Source organism: Metabacillus sp. KUDC1714 (assembly GCF_014217835.1).
GTDB classification, from domain to species: domain Bacteria; phylum Bacillota; class Bacilli; order Bacillales; family Bacillaceae; genus Metabacillus; species Metabacillus rhizosphaerae.
The window spans coordinates 2,413,279-2,432,818 of the sequence record NZ_CP055263.1; the positions used below are offsets into that span (position 1 = coordinate 2,413,279).

Consider the following 19,540-nt stretch of genomic DNA (forward strand, 5'->3'; position numbering starts at 1 on the left):
AAAGTGCGTACTTTCCAATTGAGTTTCCATAATTCATAATAACATTTGCAAGCCGATAGCTACTATTCATTTTATCGTTTGTTTCTATTATTAGTAATTTAAACGAAAAATAGGAGGAGAAATTATGTCGATAGATAAAAAGCGTAGTACTCTGGCATTGCTTGCATTAGCAGTAAGTGCATTTGCCATTGGGACGACAGAATTTATTAGTGTAGGATTACTACCACTAATAGCTGAAGATTTAAATATTCCTGTGACCACTGCAGGGTTAACTGTTTCTTTATATGCGTTAGGAGTGACCGTTGGAGCACCTATCTTAACATCTTTAACATCAAGCATGTCGCGTAGATCCTTATTGCTTTGGATTATGGTGATTTTTATTATAGGTAACAGTTTAGCTGCTAGTGCAACAAGTATTGGTGTCTTACTAGTAGCTCGGATCATTTCGGCCTTGTCACACGGTGTGTTTATGTCCATTGGCTCGACAATTGCAGCAGATTTAGTACCAGAGAATCGAAGAGCTAGTGCTATTTCAATTATGTTTACAGGACTTACAGTTGCAACGGTTACAGGAGTTCCATTTGGAACATATATCGGGCAACAATTCGGCTGGAGATTTGCCTTTTTCGCGATTATTGTCATTGGTATTATTGCATTTATTGCCAACAGCATCCTTATTCCATCTGATTTACGAAAAGGACTTCCGACAAGCCTTCGAGATCAAATCAAACTTGTGACAAACGGTCGTTTATTACTACTATTTATTATTACTGCATTAGGCTATGGCGGAACATTCGTTGTATTTACGTATTTATCGCCATTATTACAAGAGATTACTGGCTTTAAGAGTGAAACAGTTGCGATTATTTTGCTAGTTTACGGAATTGCAATAGCAATCGGGAATATGATTGGTGGAAAGTTATCTAACCGAAATCCACTTGGTTCATTGTTTTATATGTTTATTGTCCAAGCTATTGTTCTTGTTATTTTGATGTTCACAGCACCATTTAAATTAGCTGGTCTTATTACGATACTTTTAATGGGGTTACTAGCTTTCATGAATGTACCAGGCCTACAAGTATATGTCGTGATTTTAGCAGAACGTTTTGTACCAAGTGCGGTTGATGTGGCCTCTGCAATTAATATTGCTGCATTTAATGCAGGCATTGCAATCGGCTCGTATCTGGGTGGATTGATTACAGATTCTATTGGACTCATTCATACTTCATGGATCGGTGCGATGATGGTTTTAATAGCCGCAATTCTAACTGGCTATAGTCGAGCTCTTGAACGAAAGGATCAGGTAAGTAAGGCGGCGTAGGAATTTGTGGGAAATGTTTTTTTAAAAGGAGGTAATTCTTCTTTAGTTAGAAAATATTTTGAAAAAACGTAGCTAAAATAGGAGGTTTATATAGAATGGTTAATCATTTACAAGATACAACATCTTTGCATAACGGGGTAAAAATGCCTTGGTTTGGTATAGGGGTATTTAAAGTAGAGGAAGGCCCTGAGTTAGTAAATGCTGTGAAAACAGCGATTAAACATGGCTATCGAAGTATCGATACAGCAGCGATCTATGAGAATGAAGAAGGTGTAGGACAAGCTGTTCAAGAAGTTTTGAAAGAAACGGGCATTACTAGAGAAGAATTATTTATTACATCAAAAGTCTGGAATGCAGATTTAGGATACGAATCTACGATTGCAGCTTTTGAAACTAGTTTAAGAAAACTTGGTTTGGATTACTTAGATCTATATCTCATTCATTGGCCTGTAGAAGGTAAGTATAAAGAGGCATGGAGAGCGTTAGAAACTCTTTATAATGAAGGGAAAGTAAAAGCTATTGGAGTAAGTAACTTCCAGGTACACCATCTTGAAGAATTAATCAAAGATGCTAAAGTAAAACCAATGGTAAATCAAGTTGAGTACCATCCACGTTTGACACAAAAGGAACTACAAGCATTTTGTCAAAAGCATGGAATCCAGTTCGGGGCTTGGTCACCTTTAATGCAAGGTCAATTACTAGATAATCAAGAACTACAAGAAATTGCCGATAAATATAAAAAATCGATTGCTCAAGTTATCTTGCGCTGGGACTTACAAAATGGTGTTGTCACGATACCTAAGTCAACGAAAAGCAATCGTATAGTTGAAAACGCGAATGTATTTGATTTTGAACTATCAATAGAAGATATGAAACGAATTGATGGTTTAAATCAAAATATAAGAGTTGGCCCAGATCCAGACAATTTTGATTTTTGATTTAGTGAAGGTTGAAAAATGGTAGCATATAGTAGCAAGGTTTAGCACCGTTCGAAATTTGAACGGTGCTTTTTTTAGTCCGAGATTAAAAAGATTGTCTAAATGTCATTAAAAGAGGTTTATAAATAGGTGTTGGTTCAAAAGCATGGTGAAGTGGTTCAATAACCGTATGAAGTGATTCAATCTAAGAGCGAACCGGTTCAAAAAAATAGAAAAGTGGTTCAAATGTCAACAAATAGAGGTTGAAAGTAGGGGTTAGGTTCAAAATCATGGTGAAGTGGTTCAATAACCGTATAAAGTGATTCAATCCAAGAGCGAACCGGTTCAAAAAAATTAAAAAGTGGTTCAAAAGTCAACAAATAGAGGTTGAAAGTAGGGGTTAGGTTCAAAATCATGGTGAAGTGGTTCAATAACTGTATGAAGTGATTCAATCCAAGAGCGAACCGGTTCAAAAAAATAGAAAAGTGGTTCAACTGTCAACAAATAGAGGTTAAATAGAGTTCAGTTTCAAAAGCATGATGAAGTGATTCAAAGTAATTCAATCGGGCGGAGAACTTTTTAAATTAAATGAAAATTTGAGAATAAAGATTCCATAAAAAAGAAACCTAACCAATAAGGTGAAATGTTAAATTCTCATTTTCCGTAGCTGCGGTAAAAATCTTATCTTTTTTTGTCGAATTCATGAAGTATAGTATATGTAAGCGATTCATAAACACATAAGGAGGTTATTTCATGAAGCTATTAGCGATTACATCATGCCCGAACGGGATTGCACATACGTATATGGCTGCTGAAAATTTACAAAAAGCAGCAGATAAAATAGGTGTTTCAATGAAAGTTGAAACTCAAGGTTCCATTGGAGTAGAAAATGAATTTACCGAAAAGGATATTATTGAAGCTGATGGAATTATTATTGCGGCTGATAAAACTGTTAATAAAGATCGTTTTGTAGGGAAAAAGGTATTAGTTGTCGGGGTTCAAGACGGAATTCGTAAGCCTGATGAGCTCATCAAAAAGCATATGAATGGTGAAGTTCCAGTTCTTCAAGGTGGATCAAATAAAGCTAGTGATGAAAATAGCTCAAAGAAGGATAAACAAAATCCAATTTACCGGCACTTAATGAATGGAGTATCTTATATGATCCCATTTATCGTAATTGGTGGATTATTAATTGCCGTTGCCTTAACACTTGGTGGAGAAAAAACTCCTGGTGGCCTAGTGATTCCAGATGATTCTTTCTGGAAAACAATTGAAAAGCTAGGTGCAGCATCATTTACATTCATGATTCCAATCTTATCTGGTTTTATTGCCTATAGTATAGCTGATAGACCAGGACTTGCACCAGGTATGATCGGTGGTTATATTGCAGCCAATGGCAGTTTTTATGGAAGTGAAGCAGGTGCAGGTTTTATTGGAGGGATCATAGCTGGTTTCCTTGCAGGGTATGTTGCTTTTGCTATTAAGAAGATGAAGGTTCCTAGAGCTATTCAACCAATCATGCCAATCATTATTATTCCCGTTATAGCTTCATTAATTGTAGGTTTAGCATTTGTATTTATTATTGGTGCACCAGTTGCACAAGTGTTTGAATCATTAACAGCTTGGTTGGCAGGTATGCAAGGCTCAAGCTCAATTCTTTTAGCTCTTATTCTAGGTGCAATGGTTTCCTTTGATATGGGGGGACCCGTAAATAAAGTTGCTTTCCTTTTCGGATCGGCAATGATTGGTGAAGGAAATTATGAAATCATGGGTCCAATTGCAGCTGCGATCTGTATCCCACCAATTGGAATGGGACTTGCAACATTTTTAAACAAAAAGAAATTTCAACCTTCTGAAAGGGAAGCTGGTAAAGCATCCTTTACGATGGGATTATTCGGAATAACAGAGGGTGCGATCCCATTCGCTGCCCAGGATCCACTTCGAGTTATTCCAAGTATTATGGCAGGTTCTATGGTAGGTTCTGTTATTGCAATGATGGGGAATGTTGGAGACCGTGTAGCACATGGAGGTCCAATTGTTGCTGTACTTGGTGCAGTAGATAATGTGTTAATGTTCTTTGTAGCCATTGCAGCTGGAGCATTTGTTGCAGCTATTATTGTTAACTTCTTAAAGAAAGATGTCGCTTTGATGGAGGCCTCAACAGGAGCAGAACTAGTAGATACCGAGGAAAAGTTTGAGCAACAACGAGAAAAGGACAAAGAGGTAGTAGTTGAAGAGGTCAAAAAGTTAACTGATATTACGAGTCTCGACCTTATTAATACGAAATTAAAAGGAAATACACGTGACGAGATCATTGATGAAATGATTGCAAAGCTAGATAGTGAAGGTGCATTAACTTCAAGAGAAGAATTCAAACAAGCAATCATTAATCGTGAAAATGAAAGTTCAACTGGTATTGGAATGAACATCGCGATCCCTCATGGAAAATCAGATGCAGTTACTAAGCCAAGGGTTGTATTTGGAATTAAGCAAGATGGTGTAGACTGGAAAAGTCTTGATGGTACAGAGGCAAAACTAATTTTCATGATTGCTGTACCGAAAACGGGTCAAGGTGATGCACACTTAAAAATTCTGCAAATGCTCTCACGTAAGTTAATGGATGATACTTTTAGAGATCAATTGTTAGCAGCTCAATCAGAAAAAGAAGCATTTGAACTTCTTGGTGAAATAGAATAAACGAGAAAAAATATTTACTTTTTAAGCCTTTCCTTATAATCTTTTTAGGGAAGGCTTTTGTTTGTGCATTGTAATATTTCAAGGTGTTTCAAAATATACTTCAGTATTTCTAAAGGAATGATAAAAATGTATTTAACGATTAAAGAGACAGCTGATTACTTGTCTTTACCAGAGGAACTTGTAAAAAGCTTAGTTCTCCAAAAGAAAATTAGATCCCTATATGATGGTGAAGAATACTTAATTTATAAAAATCAGTTTCAATCACACTTAGAACAAGTTGAGAAATATAAAATGTTATATGATGAATATATGAAAGAGCCAATACCAGAGGATATAGATGTCAAAGATGAGGATTAATTAGAAACTTGTAAAGAAAAATTTACAAAAAAAGTCTATAACTTTCTCAGGATTAATGTTATCATTATTGATAATGAAAACAAAAGGAGATTGTCACTTATGAACTCTATAATAGAAGAATTAGTTAGTATCAAAAGTGATGTAATATTAAAAGGAACACTGGCATTGCCGAACACTGATCTTGATCAGTATCCAGCTATTGTCATCATTAACGGTTCAGGTAGTGCAGACAGAGATGGGAATATGAAAAAGCCGGCACTTGTTACAAATTTATATAAGGAACTTGCCCACTTTTTAACGAATTTGGGCTTTATCACACTTCGTTATGATAAGAGGTCTGTTGGAGAAAGTGAAGGCGATCCGATCAGAATTGGAATGCTGGACCTTGCTAATGACGTAAATAGTACAATTTCGTTTTTAAAGCAGCATAGTAAAGTTAATAGTGAAAAGATCATTTTGCTTGGACACAGTGAAGGATGTATTCTAGCCACAAAGGTAAATGAAACAACACCTGTTTCAGGATTAGTTCTGATTGGTGGGGCAGCAACCAATTTAAAAGAGCCAATGATGTATCAAAATCGTCAAACACTTGAGGAAATTAAACGACTAAAAGGGATTAAAGGCAAGCTGTTAAGGTTTCTTGTAAAAGAACATAAAATAGTAAAGCAGTCAGAAGAACTTTTTATTAAAATGGAAGGCTCTGAAGGTGATACGATTAGGTTTAAGCTGAAAAAAATGCCTGCCAAATGGTTTAGAGAGCACTTTTTATATCGTTTAGAAAACGTTCTTGACGCTTTAAGACAGGCAAATTGTCCAATATTGGCTATAACAGGTGACAAGGATGTCCAAGCGAATTCAGAGGATTTAAAGCGAGTGGATGATCTTGGAAAGCTAGATGCAAAGACAGTCGTAATAAAGAACATGGATCATATGCTTAAAGAGTATAAGGGTGAAAAAACGATATTAAATCTAATGAAGCAATACAAGAAAGAGGCAACAGCTCCAATTCACATACAGTTGAAAGCTGAACTAAGAGATTGGTTAATAGAACAATATTTATGAGGGTCAGTCTCTTCAGCGAGCTCAAAGCTGGGGACTGACCCTTAGTTTTGTGAAGGTTTTGTCGAATTGTGTAGATATTTTTAGATATTTGTAGATTGATTGTGTTTGGTTCGTTATAATGTTTGAAGGAGAATAGTACTATAGTTAGGGGAGAAAAAAGTTGCAACAATCCAAACAACTAAGAATAATAGGGTTTATCACCTTGATTGTTGTTATTGTAATAGTAGGAACAATTATCCTTCAAACAAAAGGGATTATGTTGGAGGCCGAAACTAGCTCTGGCAATAGATTAGAAAAAACAAAGGTAACAATTATTACTTCAGATATCGTTGCAGATCAAAGTTGGGGTAGTTTAGCATATAAAGGGCAATTAAAGATAGAGGAACAGTACCCAGTTGATGTTAAGCTTTATAGTGAGATAGAAACAGATAAATTGATGAGTGAAACAATAACTGCTGCAATTAACGAAGGATCAAAACTAATAATAGGACATGGTCGGGAGTTTTCTGATGTTTTTACTGCAACAGCACTAAGTCATCCAGATGTTCAATTTGTTACAATTCATGGGTCATCAAAATATCCTAATCAAACCGTTTATACGTTTGATCAAGGTGAAATTGAATACTTTGCAGCACTAGCTGCTGCTCTAAAAACTAAAACCAATAAGGTTGGGGTACTTTATCCATTTGAACCAAAGGAAAACATTTCTGAATTTGAGAGAGGTTTAGCCTATTATTCTCCTAATTCAAAATCTTACTATAAAGCGGTTGGAAGTAGAGATGATGGTGTCAAGGCAACTCAACTTATGAAGGAGTTAATTGCAGAGGGTGTAGATGTTATTTATAGTAAAGGTAATTCATTCAATCGAGATGTCATAGATTTGGCAAAAAAAGAGAATGTGTATGTCATTGGTTACCTTGATGATCAATCATATATGGGGAAAGAACAAGTTTTAACAAGTGTGATGAATGATGTTTCACAAGCATATGTGGCCGTAATGGAAGATTATTTTAGCGGGTCTGGTATGCCATCAGGAAAAGTAATTCTAAATGAGAGCCACGGAGTATATAGCTTGGCTCCTTTTGGGCCAATGTTTTCTGCACAAGATATAAAGTATATTGAAGCTGAAATGAAGAGATATAGTAGTGGGGAACTAACGTTTCCTTAGAAGGAGGTAAGGAAATTGTGATGAAAAAAATAATAAGAGATATGTCTTTTCGGAGCAAAATTCTCACAATTCTCCTTATATTTACTTTAATTTTTAGCGGATTTTCTCTTATTCTAGTCCAGTCGATTGAGGATATAACTCAAGTAAGTAATAAGATTAAGGGGACAAACATTCCAGAGCTTTTTTGGCTTTCTCAGATAGAAGAGGAGTTAGATGTAAAGGAATATATTGTTGAAAGTGTTATTGACAATGATATGTGCTGTAACTTGGTAGAGGATTATCAGAATTATGAAGCACAAAGTTCTGAAGAGTTAGAAGAGAATTCATTACCAAAATCCCTTGATAACTTTAATAAAAGAGTGGACTTACTTGATTTTGTGATTGTTAACAATGTTCAAGGACTTCTTAACTACAATGATAAAAAGGGAGCAGAAGAATATATTAAATTTAATTTCCTCCCACAGCTCACTAAGCTACAGCAAGAGATACAAGCAGCAAAAGAAGCATCTTATTCAAAATTAAATGGGCATTCTAATACGTTTACCGATATAATTAAGGGTTCACTATGGCTATTGATGTTTGTAACTACTTTAGCGATTGGGTTATCGATTTTAGTCTCGTATCGGATTAGTGCTAGCTTAACAAATCCAATTGAAACAATGATAGGTAAAGTAGATCGTATTGCTAATGGGCAATATGGGTTAACACTTCACTCAACGAATCAGTTAGAGCTTCAGCATTTAACACTTTCGATTAATCAAATGTCCAGACGACTTAAAGAATCATTTAACACAATAATGAATGATAAAATTTATCGAGAGCAAATATTAAATTCATTGCCAGTAGGTATTATTACGATCAATGATAAAACCTCAGAAATTTCATTGAATACATCAGCAATCAAACTGCTTAATAAGAATAAAGAACAGGTAAAAGAGCTTGTTTCTATTCAAGGTGATGAAGTCAATGAAGAGTTTTGGCGGATTTTGTCATCGAAGAAGGCTTGTAAGCATACTAAGGTTCCATTTAGCACACCAGGCGGTCAAAGATTTTTATTAGTCTCTAAAACAGAGCTATTAAATCAGCATCACTGCGTCATTGGTTGGATAATGAATTTTATTGATATAACGGAAACAGACGAATTAGAAAAAAGAATACATCAGTCGGAAAAGTTGGCTGTTGTAGGAGAAATGGCTGCTGGTGCAGCACATGAAATTCGTAATCCGTTAGCGGTTGTACATGGTTTCTTATCATTAATGAATCAGTCATTTTCAGTACAACATAGAAATCAATATCATATGCCGCTCATCATGAAGGAAATAGAACGTATCAATGTGATTATTGAAGAAATGCTACTGCTTTCAAAACCTGGAGCACCGATTAAGAAGGAAGCGTATCTTGAAGATATTTTAGCTGAGTTTTTGCCGCTTATTATTCAGTCCACAGAGGAGATTGAATTTAACATAAAATTGGAACGTACACCGTTGTATGTAGATGCAAAACAGATAAAACAGGTATTCCATAATCTGATTCGAAACAGCATTGAAGCAATGGGCGGAAAAGGAGTAATCGACATTTATTCACAGGTGACTGAAAAGGACTATCAGGTCTTTTTAAAGGATTGTGGTACAGGGATTTCTCCTTCGATGTTGAAAACGATCTACGATCCTTTCTCAAGTTCTAAGGAAAGCGGCACAGGATTAGGGTTAATGATTGTAAAACGAATTGTTGAAAACCACCAAGGAAGTATTGATTTGTTTGAAACATCTGACTCTGGCACAACCTTTCTAATTCACTTACCGTTACCTAAAAAAGAGTAAAAAAAGCAGATTCCACTTATATCTAGTAGGGAATCTGCTTTTTTATCGTTAGAAATTTTAAAATTCTTGTACTGTGGATAAGCGCACTACATCCAGCTCCAGCGCCTAGCCCCTCTAGGGTCTAGCTAATTTAGAATTGAAGGCAAAGAACGCCTTCTATTCTAAATCATCTTATGCTTGTCGGGGCTGATCAAGGCGCTTGCGCTTTTGTTATATTACTTCAATTTAAAAGAGCTCTTTAACGAAACGATACGATTAAACACGATTTTTTCATTAGTAGAATGCTTAGGATCTACATTGAAGTAACCATGACGGAAAAATTGAAATTTATCGTGAGCTGCTACTTCCTTCATATTAGGCTCAACAAAGCCTTGTAGAACTTCTAATGATTGATCGTTAACAAAGTCAAGGAATGTTTTTTCTTCAGAGCTTACTTGTTCCGTACTGTCCTCTTCATTCTCAAGCTTATCAAGAATAAGTGGTTCATATAAACGAAATTCAGCTGGTAACGCATGTTTAGCGTCGACCCAGTGGATCGTTCCTTTTACTTTTCTTCCTGTAAACCCTGAACCACTCTTTGTTTCAGGATCATAAGTGCAATGAATTTCAATGACATTTCCATCAGCATCTTTAATCACATCTTCACATTTTATAAAGTATGCGTGTTTCAAACGCACTTCATTACCAGGGAAGAGACGGAAGTATTTTTTTGGAGGATCCTCCATAAAGTCTTCCTGTTCAATATAAATTTCACGTGAAAATGGAATTTGTCTTGTACCCATCTCAGGAACTTCAGGATTGATCTCAGCATCAAGCATTTCCACTTGATCTTCAGGATAATTTGTAATAACTACCTTTAATGGTTTTAATATCCCCATCGTACGTGGTGCTTTTAGCTTTAAGTCTTCTCTCACAAAGTGCTCAAGCATTGCCTCATCAACTGTTCCAGACCCTTTTGATACACCAGTTTCTTTAACAAATTCACGGATGGATTCTGGTGTGTACCCTTTTCTGCGTAAACCTGAAATTGTTGGCATGCGAGGGTCATCCCAGCCATCAACAAACTTTTCATCAACAAGCTGCTTTAATTTACGCTTACTCATTACTGTATTTGTGATGCCTAAACGACCAAATTCAATTTGTTGTGGCTTATGCTCCATTTCACATTCTTCAATTACCCAGTTATAAAGTGGGCGTTGATCTTCAAATTCTGTTGTACATAAAGAATGTGTTATTCCTTCAATTGCATCTTCCAGTGGATGTGCAAAAGCATACATCGGATAGATACACCAAGCATCACCAGTATTATGATGTGTCGTATGTGATACGCGGTAAATAACTGGATCACGCAAGTTTATGTTTGGTGATGACATATCAATTTTTGCACGAAGCACCTTTGTTCCATTTTCAAATTCACCTTTACGCATGCGCTCAAATAAATCAATATTTTCTTCTATAGAACGGTTTCGATAAGGGCTTTCTTTCCCAGGCTCTTTTAATGTCCCACGATATTGTCTGATTTCATCAGCAGATAAGTCATCAACATATGCTTTTCCTTTTTTTATGAGGAGTATTGCGCGATTATACATTTCTTCAAAATAATCGGAAGCAAAAAACATGCCATCCCATTCATAGCCTAGCCATTCTACATCTTCTTTAATTGCTTCAACGTATTCTGTATCTTCTTTTAATGGATTTGTGTCATCAAATCTTAAGTTTGTTTTACCATTAAAATCATCTGCTAGTCCAAAGTTAATCACGATTGATTTTGCATGACCAATATGGAGATAGCCATTTGGCTCTGGCGGGAAACGTGTGTAGACATTATCACGTTTTCCAGTTTCAAGATCCTCTGTAATAATACTTCTTATAAAGTTTGAGGAATTGTGTTCCAAGTCAGATCAAACCTTTCTTTTATATGTAAAAATAAGTTCTGTCTTCCATTATACCAATAGAAAGGCAAAAGGTTAATTTACTAAGTTAATTTCGTCATAATAGTATATATACTTACATGAATACTTAATCTGTATACGGGATTAACGATAAAATAATTGAAACTTCATCATATAAAAGGAATTATTTGGGATATGTGGAATTATTATATATGGTGCGTGAATTCATTTTTAGATTGCTGAATAGTGGAGGATAAAAAGGATGAAACAAGAAACAAGCTTTAAGGAGTTTTTGGGAAATCGGTTTGTAAGAGCGATATTACTTTCTGGCTTATTCTTGCAGCTTGGTATTTGGGTAAGAAATTTTTCTGTTTTATTATTTGTCATGGAGCAAACAAATGAAGATCCATTTGCGGTTTCAATGATTTCAGTTGCAGAGTTTGCTCCGATTTTTATTTTCTCAATCATTGGCGGGACATTTGCAGACAGGTGGAAGCCTAAGAAAACGATGGTTTGGTGTGATATTTTAAGTGCTATTTCTGTTTTTGCTGTTTTACTAACATTAATATTCGCAACTTGGAAGGTCGTCTTTTTTGCGATGCTTATTTCCTCAATTCTCTCTCAGTTTTCTCAGCCTTCAGGTATGAAGTTATTTAAGGTGCATGTTCCTGAAAAACAACTGCAAATGGGAATGTCAATTTATCAAACGATGTTTGCTTTATTTATGATTATTGGACCTGTTATTGGAACAGTTGTATTTCAGCAATATGGGATAGAAGTATCTATTGCAATCACAGGTGTCATGTTTTTACTTTCAGCAGTAGCGCTTATGTTTTTACCTGCCGATAAGTTGGTAGAAAAAACTGATGAGCAAACAACAGTTTTAGAAGAATTTGTGCAAGGATTTAAGTATGTTATGAAAAATAGATTTCTCACCATCCTAGGTGCTAATTTCTTCGTAGCAGGATTGGCTGTTGGTTTAATACAACCATTAGGTATCTTTATTGTGACAGAACAGCTTCAAATGGATAAGGAGTTTGTCCAATGGTTTATGGCGATAAACGGAATTGCTATGATTATTGGAGGTGGAATCGCGTTAGCTTTATCAAAGAAAGTAACACCGATTCGAATGCTCGCAGCGGGTATGTTTGTAAATGCCCTAATGATTTCAGTCATTGGGTTCTCGGAGATTTTATGGCTAACTTTAATAGCCCAGTTTTTCACAGGATTAATGATGCCAGCTATTCAAATTAGTATTAATACAATGATTCTTCAAAATGCTGAGGAATCTTTTGTAGGGAGAGTAAACGGGATCATGACACCTCTTTTTATGGGCGCGATGGTGCTGATGATGAGTTTAGCGGGAATCTTAAAACAACAGGTTGGTCTGGGGATTTCATATCAGGTATCAGCTGTTTGCATGGTCATTGGAGTTATTCTTGTTCTGCCGCTTGTTCTTGACCGATCTATAAAAAAGCGCGTAAAAGTTAATGTATAGGATTTGATCGCTTAGAGGTCTCTAGAGGCTGGGACATAACTAAATTGACCATTCTTAAAGCCGAATAATTTTTAATTTAATTAAGCGATATAAATAAAAAACCCAAACTATTACGAAACTCTAAATTAGAATTTCGCATGATAGTTCGGGTTTTTCTTTGGCTGAAATACTTTTGTCCCAGCCTCTTTTACTTAGTGGACTAGATCCCTTATATTCTGCAAATAAAATAAGGCAAGCACAGTAAAATGCTCACCTTTAACATTAAGTATACAATTATTTTTTTCCTTGACTTCTCGCACGGTTCCTCTCAAGCTCAGCAGCATACTCTTCTTGAGATTTCCCTTGTTTCGCGCTTTCAGATTCAATTTTTCTAAATTTGTTATCATTTCGATTTGGCATTCTTCCACCTCCTTTTGCACATCATTATTCTATACAACCTCTTTACTTTTATCCTTATTAACATAGGCTTAAAGGGAGATGAGGAAGAATTGGTATATTTTCCAACTAATTATATCAAGATAAACATAAAAGATAATTGATTTGAAAATAAATGATAATAAGGTGATTTAATGGAATTAATGAAGTATGAAGGTGAATGGTATGTATGGACCTTAGTAATAACAACAATATTATTCGTATTAATCATGCCAAAAAAAAATCTAACATGGGTCGGTATATTTATTACTATTGTTTTCTTAAGTGGGTTTTCTTGGATTTCTGATAGCATTGCAGGGGCAGTATTTGATTTATTTGACCTAGCAAAAAAACAAACAATCGAGCCAAGTGATTCTATGTTAATTAGCTTTGTACCTGCGAGCATTGCTACTATTTATGTTAATTTTTATAAACCTCAGAAGAAATGGGTTTTTGCTTTTGTTTTTACATTATTATGTTTTGTCTTAGAATTAGGATTAGTTAAGTCTGGATACATGGTAAATAACGATTGGAATACATGGTATGGAATTCCTGTTTATTTTACACTTTTTAGATTCTTCTTCCCTTGGTATTTACAGTTACTATCAAAAAAATTTATCAAATAATTAATTTAACAAACTGAGATTTACCACCTGTGTCTGTGGGGGAAAGCATTAAAACTGTAAATGGGAGTAATAATCAAATGGATACATTATTATTTTCCTATAACATAATAAGAGGTATTTTTTTAAAAAATCATTTAATATAAATATTCAAATAATAGTTGACATTAATGCTATACACTATTAAAGTATACATATTCTTATCTTTACTTAATTGCATATTCGATCTCTTATCAAGAGTGGCAGAGGGACTGGCCCGATGACGCCCGGCAACCGTTCTATTATAGAATTGGTGCTAAATCCTGCAAAACCGTTACGGTTTTGAAAGATAAGAGAGGAGACTCCTATATATTCTTGTGGCGAAACCTCTCTATCTTAGAGAGGTTTTTTGTGTTTATAAAGTAAAAATATACAAAAAAAGAAAAAGGGGAGTTTACAATCATGAATAACAAAATTTTTCACTCTGCATTTATTTTTATTCTAGTATTTACACTATTACTAACAGGTTGTGCTTCAAATAGTGGAGAAACGACTGAACCTGAAAAAAGGAAAGGCAACCCAGATGTTTCATTAGAGAATGTTCCAGAACGCTTTGCTGGTGGTGAGAGGGCAAAGATTAAAGTCATCCGTAAAATCGGTGGAGATGATCATACAGCACAATTTTTAGCTGGTGCGAAGGAAGAAGGAGAAGCATTAGGCTTTCAAGTAGATGTATTTACAGCTAATGGAGACACGGCAAAATTTCATGATGCCATAGCACAAGGACTAGAAGAAGATTATGATGGATTTATTATTTCTCACGGAGATGACGCTGCAACTGTTAATGCGGTTCAAAAACTAGTTGATGCTGGGAAAAGTGTTGTTACATTTGATTCAACGGAAAAATTAGCACAAATTGAAAATGTAACATTAACATCTCAGGATGATGAAGCACTTGCAACATTAGCATTAGACCAACTTATTAAAGATACTAATGGTGAAGCAAATATTGTGTATCTTTGGGTAGATGGCTTTCCTCCGATGGTTAGACGTAATCAAGTTTACCAAGAGAAATTGGCTAGTAACTCTGGTATTAAAGAAATTGAGCGTTTTGGAGTGGCAGCAGCTGATACTTCTGTAAAAACGCAAAATGCTGTAGCAGCAATGCTTAATAAACATCCTAAAGGTGAAATTGATGCAATCTTCGCGACATGGGATGCATTTGCAATCGGTGCAGCACGTGCAATTAAAGAAGCTGGTAGAGATGAAATTAAGATTTACGGTATTGATGTATCGAATGCAGATCTTCAAGAAATGCAAGATAAGAGTAGCTCTTGGAAATATACGGCAGCAGTTGATCCAAAGTTAATTGGAGCAGTTGACATGAGATTGTTAGCTAAAAAGCTAGCTGGTGAAGAAACGCCAGCAACGTATAACCTTGAAGCATCACTTATTTCTGGTGAAGTATTAGGGAAATCAGACGAGCCTATTAATATGGTAAATCTTGCAGATACTGTTGAAGGTTGGGGGCAGTCTACCGCATTTGAAGAGGAATGGATGAAGAGATTAAAAGAGTATTATAAAAAGTAAGAACTATTCTATGAAGAAAATGAGCGAACACTCTCTTGGTCTAGTATAAGAGGGTGTTTGCTTTTATCCTCCATATACTGGTAGAAATCTCCACAGATGAAAAATTGGTTTTGATAGAATAATAGCAAAATTTTCTCCATTAACATCAGAGGAGGTAAATGATGATTCATACAGTATTAAAAATGAAAGAAGTCTCAATCGAATTTCCTGGTGTGAAGGCATTAGATTCTGTAGATTTTACAATGAAAAGTGGTACAACCCATGCTCTAATTGGAGCAAATGGTGCTGGGAAATCAACGTTAATGAAGGTTTTATCAGGTACCTATGACCATTACACTGGTGAGATCTTAATTGATGATCATAAAACAAATATCCGTACCCCAAAGGAAGCACAAGGCTGTGGTATTCAAATTGTTCACCAAGAGGTAGATACTGCGCTCATACCAAATTTAACAGTAGGGGAAAATATTATGCTATCAAATACTGTTAATGGGATGGGGAAAAGACAATTTGTAAGGTGGAAGGATCTTCATAAAAAAGCAACAGTTATTTTGAACAGCCTAAACATTCATGTTTCCTCCAAAAAATTAGTTAGCGAGTTAACCTTGGCAGAAAAACAAATGGTACTGATTGCTAGAACAGTCTCGACAGATTGTAAATTTCTTATATTAGATGAACCAACAGCCCCGCTTAGCCATTCAGAAACAAAAGAGTTGTTCAGGATCGTGCAAGAGCTTAAAGCGAAGGATGTAGGAATCATCTTTATTTCCCACCGGCTCCCAGAAATTTTTGAAATCTGTGATGAAATTACAATTATGAGGAACGGTAAGTTAGTTTCACATGAGTTTGTTGCTGATACCACGACAGGTAAGGTAGTGGAACAAATGCTAGGTAGGGAATTGCAAGAACAATTCCCGAAAAAACCTTCTCAAATTGGTGAAAAGATCTTTGAAGTAAACACTCTTTCAGATACGGATAAAATAAGAAATATTTCTCTGTCAGTTCATAAGGGTGAAATTGTTGGGATTGCAGGCTTAGTTGGAGCTGGTAAAACGGAATTTTGTAAAGCTTTATTCGGAGAAGCAAAAATAAAGTCAGGTGAGGTAAAACTACGAGGTAAGGTGTTAACTTTATCAAATCCATATCAAGCAGTAAAACAAGGAATCGCATTAGTACCTGAGGAAAGAAGAAAAGAAGGTATTCTTGTTATGGAGTCAGTTGCAACAAATCTAACCGCAGCAAATCTGGGTGCTTTTACAAGGCCTTTTAGTTTCTTAAATCGTAAGGCAGAAAAGCAAAAGGCATTAGAGCTTATTGACAGTCTAGGGATTAAAACACCTTCAGAAGAAGCTAGAGTCCAAAATCTGTCTGGTGGTAATCAACAAAAAATTGCCATAGGAAAATGGTTAATAGCTGATGCAGACGTTTATATCTTTGATGAGCCAACTAAAGGCGTGGATGTCGGAGCGAAAAAAGATATTTTTGAGCTTATATGTGAGCTGGCACAAAGAGGAAAGGCAATTATCTATGCCTCCTCTGAGTTATCAGAAATAATGGGGATTACCAATCGATTATATGTTTTATATGATGGACAGGTTGCAAAAGAATTAGAAACGGACTTAACCAATGAAGAAGAGCTATTATTTTATTCAACAGGAGGCAACTAAGGATGAATCAATCAAATCCTGTACAAGCGAGTAATCCTTCAAAAAGGACATTTGATCTTTTTCAATTTTTATATAAATATGGGACAATTTTAACAATTTTCATTCTTATTATAGTTTTCGCTATATCTAATCCAACGTTTATTCAAGGCAATAATCTTATTAATATATTACGTTCTATTTCTATTGTAACGATTATCGCAATTGGAATTACGATCTCGTTATCAGTAAATGGTTTTGATTTGTCAGTTGGATCAGTGGCTTCATTATCAAATGCAATTGTTATTTCAATGTTTGTGTGGTTTTCTCAAAATACGTTTATTGCGATATTTTCCGCAATTGTCGCATCATTACTTGTAGGAGTGTTAAATTCATTTATTATTGTGAAACTAAAGGTTCCTGATATGCTAATTACATTAGCGACAATGTTTATTGTACAAGGAATTGCACTCACATACACAAAGGGTGCAACTGTTTCGCAAAATATGGTGATGCCTGATGGAACGTTTTCAACAGGAATCATTAGCCCGATATTTGAAAAAATTGGTCAGGTTCCTTGGATTATCTTGATCATGGTCATTGTTGTGGTGGTTGTACACGTTTTTCTTAACTTTACAAAGCATGGGAGATACATGTATGTGATTGGTGGAAATATCGAAGCGGCAAGATTATCTGGGATTCCAGTTAATAAGTATAAGATAGCAGCTTATCTATTATCTGCTCTTTTTGCATCAATTGGTGGAATCGTTCTAGCTTCCCGTGTTATGACAGCAGAAATTAATGCTGGTTCCCCGTACTTAATGGACTCTGTTGCTGCAGCATTTATTGGTTTCTCAGTATTAGGGGCGGGAAAACCAAATGCGTTTGGTACATTTATTGGAGCAGTGTTAATTGGGATACTTCAAAATGGCTTAGTTATGATGTCAGTACCATATTATGCAATGGATATTGTAAAAGGTACAGTACTTGCGTTTGCACTGGCACTTACGTATTATAAAACAAAATAAACGGGCATTATCGAATATCTAGCAGTAAATTTGCTGTGGAGATAACGCAAAAGAGGTTGTTGGCATTTTAGCCAGCAGCCTTTTTGAATGAAGCAGGAAACTATAAAAATCTAGTACTGTGAATAAGCGCTTTGTCATCTAGCTCCTAGTGAACTATGGAATATACATTTTTAACGTGCATAAATATTAGTGATTTTATAACATTGGTTTTTTATTATTTGATAAAAATTAGCGTCAGGTTTACTCACAAATAGATTGACAGTTTTCTACAAATTCTTAAAATTAGAGGGAAAGTTGAAGTTTTTAAATAATAGATTGAAAATAAACCCTATTCTAATAAAAGATTTTTATACATTATATTGTATTTAAATACATATACTGATATACTTCATACAAGCATATGTTATATCATGACACGTGATAACAAATGTAATAAATGAAAAGTTGTTTACTATGAATCAGAGTAAGGGTACATAGCAATTATAGTTTTCTGAATTATTAAATTACAATAATAACAAAGGGGGAAATTAGTTTGAAAAAAGGGTTGTTTACATTTGTATTGGTACTTGCATTTATGATGATTTTATCTGCTTGTGGAACAAGTCAGGAGACTTCAGGTGGAGAGGGAAGCGATTCTAAAGAAGAGAAAAAGGTACTAAGAGTTGCAACAGAAGCAAATTATGCACCATTTGAATACCAAGATAAGGGAGAAGTCGTAGGCTTTGATATTGATTTTATTCAAGCTGTTGCAAAAGAAGCTGGTTATGAAGTCGAAGTAGTAAATGTAGGTTGGGATCCATTATTCGTAGAGGTGAAAGATGAGATAGCAGATATAGGTTTATCTGCAATAACAATAAATGATGACCGTAAGCAAACATATGACTTTTCAGTACCATATTTCTTATCAACAAACAAAATTCTAGTGCCTGAAGGTAGTGATATTAAGACTGCGGCCGATTTAAAGGACAAAGTAATTGCTGTTCAAACAGGAACAACTGGTCAAGAAGCTGTTGATAGTATTGTAGGAGAGAATAATCCTAAAGTTAAAAAATTTGAAAATAATAATCTAGCAATAATGGAGCTTAATAGTGGTGGAGCAGATGCAGTTGTTGCAGATAATACTGTAGTTGAAGAATATGTTAAAAATAATCCTGACAAAAAATTAATTGTTGTTGAAGATGAAGATAGTTTTGATGCAGAATACTACGGATTAATGTTTCCTAAAGGAAGCAAATTGAAAGCAGAATTCGATGAGGCTATTAATCAAGTATTAGATAATGGAAAATATACAGAAATATACAATGAATGGTTTGGTTCTGATCCAGATGTTGAAAACTTAAAGGCACAGCAATAAAGGATAATATAAATTGCGTACCATCCTTAATAAGGTGCTACGCAATTTTTTTCCTTAAAGTAAGGAATTGATGATTTTTGAAAATTATTTCTTGTGTTTAGCTCCAGCGCCTAGCTCACCCGGGTCATAAGCCACTCATGAATTGATGGTAAAGACATCTTCAATTGATGAGTGTTT

14 protein-coding genes, 2 pseudogenes and 1 riboswitch are annotated in these 19,540 nt (G+C 35.2%); of the genes and pseudogenes, 14 read left to right on the top strand and 2 right to left on the bottom strand.

The genetic code is table 11. From position 1 onward, the window contains the following. Positions 1-124: 124 nt before the first annotated feature. The 8 genes and pseudogenes from HUW50_RS11455 to HUW50_RS11485 all read left to right on the top strand — a co-directional run bounded on the left by HUW50_RS11455 (position 125) and on the right by HUW50_RS11485 (position 9,342). Positions 125-1,321, top strand: coding sequence for an MFS transporter (locus HUW50_RS11455; RefSeq protein ID WP_066327981.1), 1,197 nt, complete (start codon positions 125-127; stop codon positions 1,319-1,321). Positions 1,322-1,416: 95 nt separating this feature from the next. Then, complete coding sequence (locus HUW50_RS11460; protein ID WP_066327997.1) at positions 1,417-2,259, top strand: aldo/keto reductase; 843 nt, start codon at positions 1,417-1,419, stop codon at positions 2,257-2,259. A 732-nt stretch (positions 2,260-2,991) separates the two neighbouring features. Further along, positions 2,992-4,381 (top strand): annotated as a pseudogene (locus HUW50_RS11465) (PTS fructose transporter subunit IIC); the annotation flags it as partial. 92 nt (positions 4,382-4,473) lie between these two features. Beyond that, a pseudogene (locus tag HUW50_RS27535) lies at positions 4,474-4,935 on the top strand (PTS sugar transporter subunit IIA); the annotation flags it as partial. 126 nt (positions 4,936-5,061) lie between these two features. Next, positions 5,062-5,292, top strand: a complete 231-nt coding sequence (locus tag HUW50_RS11470; protein WP_066328002.1) for an excisionase family DNA-binding protein — start codon at positions 5,062-5,064, stop codon at positions 5,290-5,292. Between the two features lie 99 nt (positions 5,293-5,391). Beyond that, positions 5,392-6,354 (top strand): alpha/beta hydrolase, encoded by a 963-nt coding sequence (locus HUW50_RS11475; RefSeq protein WP_066328004.1) that lies wholly within the window; start codon positions 5,392-5,394, stop codon positions 6,352-6,354. Between the two features lie 160 nt (positions 6,355-6,514). Beyond that, a complete protein-coding gene (locus tag HUW50_RS11480; protein WP_066328013.1) occupies positions 6,515-7,522 on the top strand; it encodes a BMP family ABC transporter substrate-binding protein in 1,008 nt (335 codons plus the stop codon). Positions 7,523-7,542: 20 nt separating this feature from the next. After that, entirely contained in the window at positions 7,543-9,342 is a 1,800-nt protein-coding gene (locus tag HUW50_RS11485) for an ATP-binding protein (protein WP_066328464.1), read from the top strand. 215 nt (positions 9,343-9,557) lie between these two features. Here the strand turns inward: HUW50_RS11485 and HUW50_RS11490 are convergent, their stop codons facing one another. Further along, complete coding sequence (locus HUW50_RS11490; protein WP_185653922.1) at positions 9,558-11,237, bottom strand: glutamine--tRNA ligase/YqeY domain fusion protein; 1,680 nt, start codon at positions 11,235-11,237, stop codon at positions 9,558-9,560. A gap of 259 nt (positions 11,238-11,496) precedes the next feature. Between HUW50_RS11490 and HUW50_RS11495 the strand changes: the two genes are divergently transcribed. Then, complete coding sequence (locus tag HUW50_RS11495; RefSeq protein WP_066328024.1) at positions 11,497-12,732, top strand: MFS transporter; 1,236 nt, start codon at positions 11,497-11,499, stop codon at positions 12,730-12,732. A 273-nt stretch (positions 12,733-13,005) separates the two neighbouring features. On the opposite strand, the gene HUW50_RS27075 is transcribed toward HUW50_RS11495, so the two are convergent. Beyond that, positions 13,006-13,131, bottom strand: a complete 126-nt coding sequence (locus HUW50_RS27075) for a hypothetical protein (RefSeq protein WP_260445676.1) — start codon at positions 13,129-13,131, stop codon at positions 13,006-13,008. A 170-nt stretch (positions 13,132-13,301) separates the two neighbouring features. Between HUW50_RS27075 and HUW50_RS11500 the strand changes: the two genes are divergently transcribed. From HUW50_RS11500 to HUW50_RS11520, 5 genes are all read left to right on the top strand, one after another. Then, complete coding sequence (locus tag HUW50_RS11500; RefSeq protein WP_066328026.1) at positions 13,302-13,772, top strand: hypothetical protein; 471 nt, start codon at positions 13,302-13,304, stop codon at positions 13,770-13,772. Between the two features lie 224 nt (positions 13,773-13,996). Then, a riboswitch (SAM riboswitch) is annotated at positions 13,997-14,104 on the top strand. A gap of 106 nt (positions 14,105-14,210) precedes the next feature. After that, positions 14,211-15,338, top strand: coding sequence for a sugar ABC transporter substrate-binding protein (locus tag HUW50_RS11505; RefSeq protein ID WP_066328035.1), 1,128 nt, complete (start codon positions 14,211-14,213; stop codon positions 15,336-15,338). Positions 15,339-15,499: 161 nt separating this feature from the next. After that, positions 15,500-17,005 carry a sugar ABC transporter ATP-binding protein gene (locus HUW50_RS11510; protein ID WP_185654057.1) on the top strand — a complete coding sequence of 502 codons (1,506 nt, stop codon included), beginning with the start codon at positions 15,500-15,502 and terminating at the stop codon, positions 17,003-17,005. A 2-nt stretch (positions 17,006-17,007) separates the two neighbouring features. Next, on the top strand, positions 17,008-18,009 hold the full coding sequence (locus HUW50_RS11515; RefSeq protein WP_066328046.1) for an ABC transporter permease: 1,002 nt from the start codon (positions 17,008-17,010) through the stop codon (positions 18,007-18,009). A gap of 532 nt (positions 18,010-18,541) precedes the next feature. After that, positions 18,542-19,363, top strand: coding sequence for a basic amino acid ABC transporter substrate-binding protein (locus HUW50_RS11520; protein WP_066328051.1), 822 nt, complete (start codon positions 18,542-18,544; stop codon positions 19,361-19,363). Positions 19,364-19,540 lie beyond the last annotated feature (177 nt).

What these genes read in the sequence shown, in the direction of transcription:
- HUW50_RS11455 (WP_066327981.1), top strand. Translation starts at nt 125, where the DNA reads ATGTCGATAGATAAAAAGCGTAGTACTCTGGCATTGCTTGCATTAGCA.
- HUW50_RS11460 (WP_066327997.1), top strand. Translation starts at nt 1,417, where the DNA reads ATGGTTAATCATTTACAAGATACAACATCTTTGCATAACGGGGTAAAA.
- HUW50_RS11470 (WP_066328002.1), top strand. Translation starts at nt 5,062, where the DNA reads ATGTATTTAACGATTAAAGAGACAGCTGATTACTTGTCTTTACCAGAG.
- HUW50_RS11475 (WP_066328004.1), top strand. Translation starts at nt 5,392, where the DNA reads ATGAACTCTATAATAGAAGAATTAGTTAGTATCAAAAGTGATGTAATA.
- HUW50_RS11485 (WP_066328464.1), top strand. Translation starts at nt 7,543, where the DNA reads ATGAAAAAAATAATAAGAGATATGTCTTTTCGGAGCAAAATTCTCACA.
- HUW50_RS11495 (WP_066328024.1), top strand. Translation starts at nt 11,497, where the DNA reads ATGAAACAAGAAACAAGCTTTAAGGAGTTTTTGGGAAATCGGTTTGTA.
- HUW50_RS27075 (WP_260445676.1), bottom strand. Translation starts at nt 13,131, where the DNA reads ATGCCAAATCGAAATGATAACAAATTTAGAAAAATTGAATCTGAAAGC.
- HUW50_RS11500 (WP_066328026.1), top strand. Translation starts at nt 13,302, where the DNA reads ATGGAATTAATGAAGTATGAAGGTGAATGGTATGTATGGACCTTAGTA.
- HUW50_RS11505 (WP_066328035.1), top strand. Translation starts at nt 14,211, where the DNA reads ATGAATAACAAAATTTTTCACTCTGCATTTATTTTTATTCTAGTATTT.
- HUW50_RS11510 (WP_185654057.1), top strand. Translation starts at nt 15,500, where the DNA reads ATGATTCATACAGTATTAAAAATGAAAGAAGTCTCAATCGAATTTCCT.
- HUW50_RS11515 (WP_066328046.1), top strand. Translation starts at nt 17,008, where the DNA reads ATGAATCAATCAAATCCTGTACAAGCGAGTAATCCTTCAAAAAGGACA.